General features: G+C 50.1%; 5 protein-coding genes. All 5 read left to right on the forward strand.

Features of this window, described 5'->3' with window-relative positions:
• Positions 1 to 2: 2 nt before the first annotated feature.
• The gene (locus tag F453_RS0106175) at positions 3 to 2,312 is read left to right on the forward strand and encodes an FAD-dependent oxidoreductase (RefSeq protein WP_018967241.1); all 2,310 of its coding nucleotides are present in this window, start codon (positions 3 to 5) and stop codon (positions 2,310 to 2,312) included.
• Entirely contained in the window at positions 2,309 to 4,762 is a 2,454-nt protein-coding gene (locus tag F453_RS0106180; RefSeq protein WP_018967242.1) for an ATP synthase F0 sector subunit C, read from the forward strand. Before F453_RS0106175 ends, F453_RS0106180 begins: the two co-directional genes overlap by 4 nt.
• A 295-nt stretch (positions 4,763 to 5,057) precedes the next feature.
• Positions 5,058 to 8,414: a hypothetical protein gene (locus F453_RS0106185; protein ID WP_018967243.1), complete on the forward strand. Its 3,357-nt coding sequence runs from the start codon at positions 5,058 to 5,060 to the stop codon at positions 8,412 to 8,414.
• 20 nt (positions 8,415 to 8,434) lie between these two features.
• Positions 8,435 to 11,548 carry a SusC/RagA family TonB-linked outer membrane protein gene (locus F453_RS0106190; protein WP_018967244.1) on the forward strand — a complete coding sequence of 1,038 codons (3,114 nt, stop codon included), beginning with the start codon at positions 8,435 to 8,437 and terminating at the stop codon, positions 11,546 to 11,548.
• A 12-nt stretch (positions 11,549 to 11,560) separates the two neighbouring features.
• Positions 11,561 to 13,225, forward strand: a complete 1,665-nt coding sequence (locus F453_RS0106195; RefSeq protein WP_018967245.1) for a RagB/SusD family nutrient uptake outer membrane protein — start codon at positions 11,561 to 11,563, stop codon at positions 13,223 to 13,225.
• The last annotated feature ends 417 nt before the right edge of the window (positions 13,226 to 13,642 follow it).

The raw sequence follows: 13,642 nt of genomic DNA on the forward strand, positions 1-13,642 counted from the left end.
CAATGATTGAAGAACTATTTGAAAACAATAAGCGCACACAACGCACTCAACACGTGGCCGCCGACCTGCTTGTAGCTGGTGGAGGCATGGCTGGCGTATGCGCCGCCATAGCTGCCGCCCGACAAGGACTTCGGGTTGCGCTGGTGCAAGACCGGCCTGTGCTGGGCGGAAACGCATCAAGCGAAGTGCGGCTATGGGTGCTGGGTGCAACATCACACATGGGCAACAACAACCGCTGGGCAAGAGAAGGCGGCCTGCTAAACGAGTTACTGGTTGAGAACACCTACCGCAACAAGGAAGGAAACCCCGTTATCTTCGACACCGTATTGCTAGACAAGGTGCTGGCCGAAAACAACATATCGTTGTTTCTCAACACTGTGGTATACGACATCGAGAAAAATGGTTCGCGCAATATTGCCAGCGTAACGGCCTACAATTCCCAGAACGAAACCCGCTACCTCTTTAACGCAAAGCTGTTTTGTGACGCAACGGGCGATGGACTGTTGGCCTACATGGCAGGAGCACATTATCGACAAGGGGCGGAAGACGCCGAAGAGTTTGGCGAAAAGTTCGCACCCAACAAAAAAACATACGGCGAAAAGCTGGGCCACACCATCTTCTTCTACATCAAAGATGCAGGAAAGCCCGTGCAATACGTGCCTCCACATTTTGCACTTAGCATCAACGAGGTGGAAAGTAGCATTAACAAGATACACAACCAAGAGTATTTCTCTACCAAAGAAGCAGGCTGCAAATACTGGTGGATTGAATACGGAGGCCGACTAGACACCATCAAAGACACAGAAGAAGTAAAATATCGGCTGCTCAGTGTGGTGTACGGCATTTGGAATTACATTAAAAACTCAGGCCGTTTTCCCGAGTCGCGCAACCTTACATTAGAGTGGGCAGGCACCATTCCGGGTAAACGCGAGAGCAGAAGGTTCGTGGGTTATTACATGCTTACCCAACAAGACATCATCGAACAGCGCATGCAGCCCGATGCTGTTGCCTTTGGCGGATGGTCGCTCGACCTGCATCCAGCCGACGGCGTGTTTAGCAAAGAGAAGAAAGCCTGTACACAATGGCATGCCAAAGGCATCTACCCCATTCCCTACCGCTGCTACATCACGCCGCATTTAGACAACCTTTTCCTGGCCGGGCGCATCATTAGCGCCACCCATGTGGCCTTCGCCTCAACGCGAGTGATGGCCACTTGCGCCGCTGGTGGCGAAGCAGTGGGAACAGCCGCGGCATATTGCATACATCACAATTGCATCCCAGACGAACTGATGGACGAGCAACACATGGCCAAATTGCAAACCTTGCTCACGCGCAATGGCGTTTACCTGCCTCAAACCGATGTGCAGATAGCCAATCACGCGCTGCAAACAGCCACCATCATGGCATCGTCGACATTGGTTTTAGATCAATTACCACCCAGTGGCGAGTGGAAAATGCTGGTGCATTCGGCAGCACAGATGCTCCCGATAAGCAAAGGTGCAATGCCCCACATCAGCCTTTGGCTTCGAGCCGGCGAAGAAACAAGCCTGCAAGTGGAGCTACGCATCAGTAGCAAGCCCTTTAATCACACCCCCGTCCTAACGTTAGAAAGCTTTGAGCTGCCATTGCATGCGGGCGAACAAGAGGTTATATTAGCCTTTAAATGCCGCATCCCATCAGACTGCTACGCCTTTGTGTGCTTCATAAAGAACGAACATGTGGCACTGCAAGCATGCAACAGCATTGTTAGCGGCGTAATGGCAACCTTCAACAAGTGCCTTCCGGCCGTATCCAACTGGGGTAAACAAGAACCGCCTGCCCACATCGGCGTAGAAAGTTTTGAGTTCTGGTGTCCCGAAAGGCGCGAAAAGGCTTACAACATCGCCATGAAAATAACGCCCGGTTTGCGTTGCTTCGCACCCGAAAACCTGCTCGCACCGCCCTATCGACCCGTAAACAAACCCAACGCATGGGTTGCGGCCTTGCACGATAAGCAACCCACACTAAGCTTTACGTGGGAAAAAGAACAGCAGATAAAGGGCATAAAACTATTCACTGACGTGGATTACGACCATCCGATGGAAACCGTTCAATGGGGACACGCCGACAACCGCATGCCTCAATGTGTAGACGGCATCGAGATTATTGCCTCGCCCAACACGCATATCACCATTACTAATAACTATCAGGCCATGATAGAGGTGCAGTTCGATGGTCAAGGCATCACCACCAACCATTTGGAAATACGCCTCTCTAACGCTTCGCCCAATGCGGCTGTGGCCTTGCTGGGCATTCAATTCATATCATTATGACGCAAAGAAGCATTACCCTCGCCCTAGGCCTGTTGCTTTCTGCATGTGCTTTGCTCCATGCACGCACGCCTAAGCAAATTGTTTATCGCCCTGCCGACAACACATTGGTTGTGCCTACCACGCACGGTCAGGTGCGCTTGCCCCTTAGCGGGCAGCACCTCTTCGTTGCCGACACGGATTTTAAACCACAAGTAATCGACACTTTCAAAACTACGCACAACATACATTTTATTGAAGACAACTTTATTTACCCACGGCGGGCATGGCTAAACAACATCACCAACGTATCGTTGCTTACGGCTGGCACGCACGTTAAGCTGCAAACATATCATGTTGTATCGCTCCAACCGCTCACATTAAAGGCCGAAAGCCAGTGGGCCGATGTGTATCTGCGCATCTCGGGCAAAGGTAACTCCCTCTTCGTAAGCCAAACCCTCGTGCCAAAACAAGATGGCTGCTACTCGTTATCCACCCCTAGCCTACCCATCGCCAAACCCCAAACGGGGTTTAAGGCAGTAATTCCTGGCTACGTGCATGCCGAATGGGTAAATCCCGATTTCGTTTCGGCCTACGTTTACGAACACGGAATGCCCAACAAGCCCGTTGTATACCAAGACAAGTGCGCCACAACGCCCGTGTCTATCATGCAAACGCAGGGCTTAACCATCGGCATAGCACCCGAAAGGCAGTTCCCACGCAAGCCTTACCTCAACGGAGAGAATACGCATGCCCAATGGAACGTGGGCTATGGTGCTATGGATGTCGAGGGAAAACTTAGTCCCCTGTTATATTATCCTGTGCTAGGAACGCCCAAAGCAGCATTAAAGAAAGGTCAAAAGTTGCATTTTGCCTATCGTATCATCCTCTCTAAAAACAATTGGTACGACGTTTATAAGCAAGTGATTTATAGCATGTATAGCTTCGATGCTATGCGTAAGGCCACCAACGAGCAACCACTCACAGCCCGCATAAACAAGATTTACCACTATATGCGTACCCAATCGGCAAAGCTTTTCCGAAAGGCAGAGTGCGAAGGCGTGTCAATCAGCGCACAAGATTATCGTGGAGGCGTGCATGGCGCAAACAACGATGCCATGAAAAACGCCGACTACGGGGCCATGTGGATGACGGTGCGCATGGCCAACGACACGGTATTGGCTAACAACCTGCTACCCTACGTGCGTAACTTCAAACTAAAACAACAGTTTGCCACAGGCAAATACGCAGGTGCACCGCAAGGGCAATACTTCTTGTGGAAGAGTAAGCGTTGGGTGGAAGAATGGGGCGAACACATCGAACCCATCGCCATTACCTATTATTCGCTCATTGATGTGGCAAACATGCTGCTGTTCGAGCCCCACGACACTGCTCTGCAAGCAAGTCTGCGTACATCGGCCAACCTATTGCTGGCTATGCAAAGGCAAGACGGCAGCTGGCCTTTGGGCGTAAGCTTAAAAGACGAAACCGACATCTTGCCCGACCTAAAAGACCTTCGTCCCACGTTCTACGGCATGTATGTGGCCTATAAAATGCTGGGCGACGACAAGTACTTGCAAGCCGCCGTACGTGGTGCCAACTGGTTTGTACAGCATGCCGTGCGCCCAACCGCCTTAGTTGGAGTATGCGGCGACACGCGCTTTGCACCCGATTTTGCCACAGCCATGTCGGTTCAGGCTTTGCTCGACATGCACCAACTAACGGGCGATGTGCGCTATAAAGACGCAGCATTGGTCACGGCACGCTATTTCACCACCTATATATACACCCATCCTGCCGACGTAACTCCCCTTAAAGATAAGGAAGGACGCAGCCTCAACCCCCTACAATACACCCAAGCAGGATTGGCTTGCGAACATATCGGCGTTATTGGGTCGGCCAATCCGCAAGGACCAATCCTCCTTTCAAGCTTTGCGGGCATGTTCGTAAGGCTTTATCAACAAACGGGCGATGTGCTTTATCTCGACATGGCACGCGCCTCGGCCAATGGCCGCGACCGCTTTGTTGAACCCGAATCGGGCATTGCAGCCTATTATTGGGCACATTTCAACAAGGTTGCCTTACCCTATCCACAACACGCATGGTGGCAATTGGGCTGGCTAACCGATTACCTTGTGGCCGAAGCCGAGCTGCGCAGCAAGGGGCGCATATCATTTCCGCGAGGTTTCGTAACGCCAAAAGTTGGGCCACACAAGGTTCTGGGCTTCTCTTCGGGCACTATCGACGGCGAAAATGTAGAGCTAACCATTGGCAACGAGAGCCTTTCGTGCCATAATCCCAACCTCGAATTGCTTGTTGCACGTTCCGCAAAAGGCAGTCATGGCTATGCCATCGTTATGAACAGCACCAACCGCCCCACACAAATGCGCCTAACAAACGTCAGTGGGCAGTGTTTGAAAGCGGGCCTAGTGGCCCCCTTTGGTATCGAGATTGTGAAACTAAAAAACATATAGCGCAAACGAAATGACTTTGAAGTTTAGTAAAAAAAGTATTAGGTATCCATCGTAATTTCCTTTAAGCAGCGTACGGCTGCACGCACATGCCCCAATACAAGGTGCTTGTAGCCCCACTACAAAAGGCTTGTACTGACACTACAAAAGGCTTGTACTGGCACTACAAAAAAATTGTAGCACGACTACAAACAGCTTGTAGCTCCACTACAAAGGGCATTGTACAGACAGGTTGCTTATAACTTGTTGGCAGATGAATACCTAAAACCATTTCTTTTAAAATGAAATAAGTTGTGTTATGGCAAAAATAGTAGCTTTATTGTTGACTTTGTGGTTGACCTTGTCGCTAAAAGGGCAAACCTATATGCTGGAAGCAGAACGCTTTCAGTATGTGGGCGGCTGGAAAGTAGCGAAAGATGTCGAAGCTTTCAATAAGGCTGTGCTTATGGTTACGGCTGGCGGGAGTGGTGCTGCGCATGCCACAACGGTATTGGATGTGCCTCAAAGCGGGCGTTATGTGTTTTGGAGTCGCACGAAAGACTTCCAAACTAAGGCTCCACGAACCCGCATTTCGCGCCTAATGCTAGACACCACACAGCTAGCCCTGCAAGGCAGACACGGCAAGGAGGGTTATCACTGGGAACAGATAGGTACTATTGAACTTCGCAAAGGGCTGCATGTGTTGCGGGCTTGCGATGTGGCAGCCAACTATGCGCGTGTTGATGCCGTGCTGTTTACACGCGACGAACGTCTCGACCCCAACCAGATGACCTACAAACAACTTACGAAATACGAGATACAACCCATCCCCACGCCCTTGGAAAAGCCCTCAACAACAATGATCCAAAACGGTCTTGCGTTGCTCAACACAAGTTCGCCTGTGGTTGATGAAATCTCAAACGGCCTGTTAAGGCTCCGTATTCATACGGCAAACAACCAATTGGTGCAACACATATCGGTACACACAAAGGGGCAATGGCGCAGCTGGGACAGCCCCCAACCTCACAACCGCTTATACATTATTAAGTCGACACAGCCCCAATTGGGCTACAACTCCATCTTTCCACTATGGTCTGGCGGACAAGCACCATTGCTTCGCATGGGCAACAACACCTATCCCGTATTTGAGCAAGCCCACTTGCAAAACCCATTTCTAGCAGGCAAGGTTTGCCCAATGCACATATACCGGTACGAAAAGGCAGACCAAAACACGCTACGCATATGGTATGTGTCGAACGATAACGACACAATAGCCTCTACTTGGACTTTACATGCCAACAGCCACGTGGTGGACGTGCACTTCGAATATGTTGTACGCACGCCTCAATATTACAGTTTAGCTTTCGAAGCGTTTCAGCCACAGACAGAAAGTGCGGTAACGAATGTTCTGCTTTCGCCCCTTTACCAGTTCAAACGTCTGCCAGCCACACCCAATCTCTTGCCTATAACCCTCACGCCACAGCCCGTGAGCATCATAGAAACTGGCAGCCTAAGCTGTTTTTTGGCGCCCAACCCCCACCATCTAAAACGCAATTGGGGCATATACGACATGGGGTTATCTCTTAAAAATGCAGCCAACCAGGTGCAGCCCGTGGCCTTTTCGCCCATATTGGGCGAAAAAGACTCGTACAAGAAGAAAGACGAAAAACTTACAGCCTACTTCAAACTGGGGCTATTGCCTCTGCAATGGCACAACACCCTGCAATATTTGTCTGACAGTGTGTTTGCTGTTCGCGATTACAGAGTACAATCAACACCACTCACCGATGCCGTTTTCCACACCATCAACTTAATAAAGAACGATGAGGCAGCAGGTTGGGATGCCGCCATGAGGGGTTTTCTAGATATCGAAAGCAATCCAAACGTACGCACGGAAGTGGTTCAGGCCGCACCTTTGGCACTGGTTTCGGCTGCTGTCATTACCCACGACGAGCAGCTATACACAACACGTGCCCTACCCGCCATCGAGTATATGCTCTCGCGAAAGGGGTTCAGATGGGGCTATCCCCAAGCAAGCGACCCGCAAACACAAACCTCAACGAACACATTCTCGCCGTTTGGGTCGCAATACAACACGGCTCACTTCGAGGCACTACACCGACTTTTGGGTCAAAACAACCCGTGGCTCGCCAACATTGCCATGCCCGAAGGCAAACCCAGATACAGCAAAGGCTATGGTGTAGACCAGACTTGGGCAGACGACTTAGCCGCCTTCCGGCTCACAAAAGCAGACAAATGGTTGGTGAAAGCCACTATCGGGGCCAACCACGAGCTGCATACGGCATTATACAACAATCCATCGAAGTCCGTTTTGCCGTGGATGTTCTACCACGCGCAGGCTTATCCACAGTGGTTCGACCTGCTCGATCTCTATGATGTGTCCAAAGACAAGGCCCTAGTTGCGGCCTCTGCCTACGCCGCGCACTTCACTCTCGCCGGCATTCGCACTTATCCGCCTATCTGCAAAGACACCATCCTTATCCATCAAGGAGGCAAATATGTGGGCAATGCCAATGTGTTTTGGAAGAAAGACAAGCCTTATAAGCTGGGCTACCCGCGCAAAATGGGCGACGTAAGCGAGAAAAAGGTGGCACAACACACGCTTTCGCCCGTAGGTCTAGGCTTTGAACAGCCCATGACCTTCTTCAACCGCGAGGGCAATATCAACCATGTTTTCATGTCAACATGGGCACCTTCGCTCTTGCGGCTTAGCGGTTTGTGTGGCAACAGCTTGTTCGAGACCTATGCGCGCAACGCCGTTATTGGGCGTTTCGCTTCTTATCCTGGTTATTATGCCGCTGGCTACACCGACCTCCCGCAGGATTCGATTTATCCTTACAAAGGTCCCGACGTCACTTCTCTCTATTATCACCACATCCCCTCACATCTTAGCTTCGTGCTGGATTACCTACTTACCGAGGCTACACAACGTTCCAAGGGGGCCATTGGCTTTCCTTATGGTAAGCAAGAAGGTTTCGTGTGGTTCAACAACAGGGTCTATGGCGGCGAGAAAGGTTACATCCTGAACGACCACGACGCGCAACTTTATATGCCACAAGACATGTTAAGGCTATCTTCCACCGACGTAAACTGGCTTTCCGCAGTATCTGCCAACAACCTTTGGCTCATTCTGATGAACGAGAAAGATAGCGAGCTGAACGTAAGCTTGCAGTTAAACACACCGCTGGTATCGCCTAACGGGATGGCTACCGAGCACTACTTTGCACAAACCAACTCGGTTGTGAGCGAAGAACGTGGCCTGAAACAAAACGCACTTACAACCACTATCGCGCCCAAGGGCATAACATTCGTGTCGTTTCCCTTGGTTAAATCTCTGCCAACTTACACCTTTTCGCCCATTAGCAATGGGTTTAAGATGGTGCAACTAGATCCAAACCACAGGCTATATCTCTTTCGTGTACGGTCGCCTTTTGGCTGGGATTCGCTCTATGGATACATAGACACGCCGTTAGCAAAGGATTACTCGGCAAGTTTAACCTGCCAAGTTGGTAGCGCGAAGCCACAGATGGACGAGCGTATAGCCTTTCCCTACGAATGGAGCATAGCCCACTTGCCCGCAGCCATGCCTCTTAACATCACGATGAAGGTTAGCAACGAGCGCAAAACAATCATCACCAAGCAGATAACAATGTAATTACCTAAGTAGCAATCTATATGAAAAAGTTTCTTTTAGCATGGGTAGTATTCGTTACTACTAGTTTAAATGCACTGGCCCAACACACGATTGAGGGTACAGTGGTAGACGACACGCGAACGCCTTTGTTAGGTGTAACCGTGATGGAAGAGAACACATCCAACGGAACTGTCACCAACCAAGATGGCCATTTCAGCCTTTCGGTATCAGGACAGAAGTCCGTACTGGTGTTTTCGAGTATTGGAATGAAGGCCGTTCACCAACAGGTGGGCAAGGCCAAAAGCATGTACATCGTGCTAGAACCCGACGCCAAAGACCTAGGACAGGTGGTGGTTATCGGCTATGGCTCAATGTTGAAGAAAGACCTAACAGGCTCTGTGGGGTCGATAGACATGCAAGACCTGCGCAAATCTAATTCGGCTTCACTGCTTAACTCGATGGCGGGTAAGGTTGCAGGCGTAAACGTAACGGCCTCGTCTGGCGAATTGGGTGGAGATGTCAACGTGGTTATCCGCGGAAACAACTCCATCAATGCCGGAACGCAACCGCTTTATGTGATAGACGGCACGCTTATTGACGTGAACAACGGCGAAGTGGCAACCTCTACCATATCGGGCCGCGCCACATTTAACCCGCTCGCGGGCATCAACCCAGCCGACATTGAGTCTGTACAGGTGCTTAAAGACGCCTCGGCCACGGCCATTTATGGCTCGGCAGGAGCAAACGGAGTTATCGTTATCACCACGAAGAAAGGTCAATACAACAAGACCGAGGTGAGCTTCGATGCACGTTTCGGCATCAGCAAGGCCACAAAGCACGTTGAGATGCTGCAAGGACAAGAGTTTGCCGACTATCGTTTCTCGCGTTTCCCCAACAGTCTTGAATGGGGAATAGACACAGATGGCGACGGCAAACCCGACCGCGCACGCATCTTTGGCCAAGAATTTGAAGACAACACCTCGCACGATTGGCAACGCGAGCTACTTCGTACAGGCTTTTCACAGAACTACAACCTCAGCATTAACGGCAGTAGCAAATCTAATTCGTTGCTATATTCGCTTAGCGGAGAATATCTTAAGCAGAACGCCATAGCCAAGAACAACAGCTTTACGCGCTATACGGGACGCTTTAAGGTGGAATACGCACCCAACGACAAGCTGCGCATAGGCGGTAACGCCACCATCGCACGCACCGAACTCTATGGGCCAGTGAGCATGGGAGGCGGACTTCAATACAATGGTTGGCTAGAAGCGATGTTCGTTTACAAGCCGTTCAACTTTAAAGTAGATCCAGGTGACCCCGATAACGGCAATGTATCGAACCCTGCCCAATCACTATTCGACTCGTACAAGAAAACGCCACTCACGCGTATTATTGCTAATGGTTTCCTGCAATACAAGCCGTTGCCCGGACTAACCCTACGCACAAGCCTCAATACAGGCCTAACCTTCTCCAAATCAGAAGAGTGGTACCCTTCAAGTACATCGTGGGGATATGCCCGAAACGGGCTAGCCAACGTGCTGGAAACAACAACCGAGCAATGGCAAAGCACCACCACGGCCACCTATGTTAAGAGTTTTGCTGGCGGCCACAGCCTAACGGCCATGCTGGGTTTTGAAACCAGCAGCTACGTTTGGGCCAACCTGAACGTAACGGCCGAGAATTTCCCCGTGCAAACCTACAATCCCGTGTTCGACTTGCAGCAGGGTGGAGCCGCTATGCGCAAGCCCTCCACCAACAAGTACCGCAAAACGCGCATGTCAGAGTTTGGCCGACTATTCTATTCGTTTAAGGATCGCTACCTCACTACGCTCACTTTACGTCGCGACGGCTCGTCAAAGTTCGGTGCCGACAACAAGTACGCCACCTTTCCATCGGTAGCCTTGGCTTGGAAAGCCCACAACGAGCAGTTCATTAAAGGCATAAAGGCCATTGATGAGCTGAAACTTCGCCTCAGCGCAGGTGTTTCTGGTAACGACCGCATCACGCCTTATCGCTCGCTTCAACGATTAGACAACACTTATTACCTCAACCTTAACGATGCAGCCGTCTTGGGTTTGGCTCCATCAGAAAAGTCGAACCCCAACCTGAAATGGGAATCTACCGCCCAATACGACCTTGGACTAGACGTTAGTCTGCTGAAACATCGTCTCGGTTTGACGTTTGACGTCTATTACAAGCGCACCTCCGACATGTTGTTGCAAGGCGATGTGCCTGGCCAAAGCGGTTCGTACAAGCAATGGCAGAACATTGGCGAGGTTGAGAACAAAGGCGTGGAGGTATCCATTAATTCGCTCAACATCAACGCGCGCAATTTTAAATGGCGTACAACATTCAACATTAGCAGCAACAGCAACAAGATTCTTTCGCTTGGCAAAGTAACCACCATACCCGTGAGCATCAACGACGGCACCATCAACGAAGTGTCACGATTGAAGGTGGGCTCGCCCATTGGTGGCGCGTGGGGCTACGTATGGGATGGCATTTACCAAAAAACAGACTTCGACGAGCACGGAAACCTCAAGCCCGGTGTGGTTAGCATCAAGGGCACTAAGGTAAAACCCGGCGACTTGAAATACAGAAGTCTTAACGGCGACAATGAGGTAGACCCTGTAAACGATAAAACTTTCATATCACGAGGCGAGCCAAAGTTCTTCGGCGGCTTGCTAAACAGCTTCGAATACAAAGACTTCTCGCTCTCATTCTTCTTCAATTACAGCTATGGCAACGAGGTTCTCAACATTTCTCGCTGGAAATTTGAAGGCTATTCGGCCCACTACAACGTAGCTGCCGAATACTACCACAACCGCTGGACCGAGACAAACCCCTCCAATCGTTACCCCGACATCAAATCGCCCAGAAAGAATGACGTGTCGTCTTACTATGTGGAGGATGCCTCCTTCCTGCGCTTACAAAACCTTACCTTTACTTACAGCTTGCCCCAAAGCGTGCTTAAACCCCTGAAAATAACAGCTTGCCAATTCTCGCTCTCAGCTGACAACCTATTTGTGCTTACCAAGTACACAGGTTTCGACCCCGAAGTGTCTTACCACAACAAGCTCATCACAGGCCTAGATAACGTAACCTACCCCCGCAGTCGTTCGTTCTCGTTCGGCATTAACATTAACTTCTAAACACATAGCATTATGAACACTAAGATAATGGCAGCCTGCCTATCGCTCACACTCTTTTGCAGCTGTGGCGATTTCCTTGACGAGAAGGTTTATTCCTTTGCCGAGGGCAACACGCTCTTTGCCAACGCCAGCAACACAGAGAAAGCTTTGACGGGCGCTTACGATGCCCTAAACGCCAATGCCATACAAAGTCAAGCACCACATGCCTTGTTCTCGCGCAACATCCACTTGCTTACACAACTTGGGTGCGACGAAATGATTGGCCGAACCGACTATATAGGCATTGCAGACATTAAGCCCTTTTGCAACTACACCTACAATTCCGAGTCGCGTTTTCTCGGCGATGCGTGGTTTGCACTTTACGCCGGCATATACAGAGCCAACGGCGTAATAGAGAATGCACCCAAAGTGGCAGACATGACCGAGGCTCGCCGCAAAGAGGTTGTGCTCGAAGCGCGCTTCCTTCGTGGCTTCTACTACACTTACTTGGCATTGTTCTGGGGCGGTGTTCCCTTGCAAAAGTCGGTAAACGACAGCGAATTGACACCCCGTTCCAGTTTAAAAGACGTGTATGAACTTATCATTGACGACTTAAAGAGTGCTTACGAAGGATTGCCCAATCGCAACACATACGACTCGCGCGCCAACAAATACACAGCCGCTGCCATGCTGGCCAAAGTGTATCTCTACTTAGCTGCCTGTAAAGAAAACAATGTTGGGGCCGACCTTAACTTCGCGCTCAACTCCTTCGACTGGGTAGACAGCAATGCACTTTATGCAGAAGCTAAGACACTCTGTACAGATATTTACGAGCATGGTGGCTATATCTTGAACCCCGAATATGCCTATAACTTCATTGCCGACCGCCCCGTACTGAAAGCCGAGCAAGCCAAAGAAGCCGTAATGGTGGCTACCTTTGGAAAAGAAGCGCCAAAGTATTTTGTCTTCGCTCACCTCACGGGAACTGTGGGCAACGTAACGCAAGACGGAGGAGGTGCAGGTTGGTTCCCTGCTATGGGCGAACTAATAAGCCTTTACGACAAAACGGATGTGCGTTACAAGCAAAACATAGGCGGAGCAAACACCAAAAACAAGGTAAACATCATGGGCGTGGAATACTATGTACCTTCGGGGCTCTATCAAAGCGGTGTAAACACCTTCCTCACGAAGTTCCGTCAGAGTTCGCCAGCAGCGCGATTGGCCGTGGGCATACCCGCTGCATCCAGCGTACTAAACTTCCCCATCCTTCGATATGCCGACGTTATACTGATGTATGCAGAGGCTACTTACAAAACGGGTGATGAAGCCGAAGCCCGTAAACTGCTCGAACCCATTCGTCTACGCGCGGCAGGAAACAACGCTGACGTAGCCCAAGACTTGGCAAAGGCTTATCACAAGGAAAACTTCATGGACGAGTTGAAGGACGAACGCTCGCGTGAACTGTGTGCCGAAGGCTGGCGAAGAATGGACCTTATTCGTTGGGGACGCTTACAAAACGTGGTGCAAAACCTCAAAACCAGCAACGAGAGCGGTGTAAAGCCCAATATCTTCCACTACAACACCAAGCATGCACAAGCAGTTAAAGACAATTTCCAAAGCTACAAGATATGGTATCCCATACCCAAACGCGATAGGGAGGCCAACCCCAACCTTGTGCAAAACCCCGGATGGGAATAAGATAAGTATGTAGATAAATGCACTTGCTAAAGAGTTGTCGTTAGAAAACATTAGGCAAGTGTAAGAAATCTACTTTACCACGCGCCTTCAAGCGTCAGTACAAGCGGCTTGTAGTCCCACTACAAAATGCTTGTACTGACACTACAAGGTACTTGTAGCGCAGCTACAAATACTTTGTAGCCCCGCTACAAACGACATTGTGTAGTGTACTGAGATTAGTTGACACTTTTCGTTGTTAAATACTCCTTTGGTTGACAAGAAAAATCCTTATGTTGTATTTAGGTTGTCATGTCCTTTTCCAAAGTCCAAATTTGGTTTACAACAGCCATCCGTTTGCAAAGTTAAGCATTGTTTGTTGTCTGTCCAAGTTTGGGCTGGCCTTTTTTGCGTGAATGAAAACAAGGCCATGAAAAACAC

Source organism: Hoylesella loescheii DSM 19665 = JCM 12249 = ATCC 15930, assembly GCF_000378085.1.
In the GTDB taxonomy this organism is placed as follows: domain Bacteria; phylum Bacteroidota; class Bacteroidia; order Bacteroidales; family Bacteroidaceae; genus Prevotella; species Prevotella loescheii.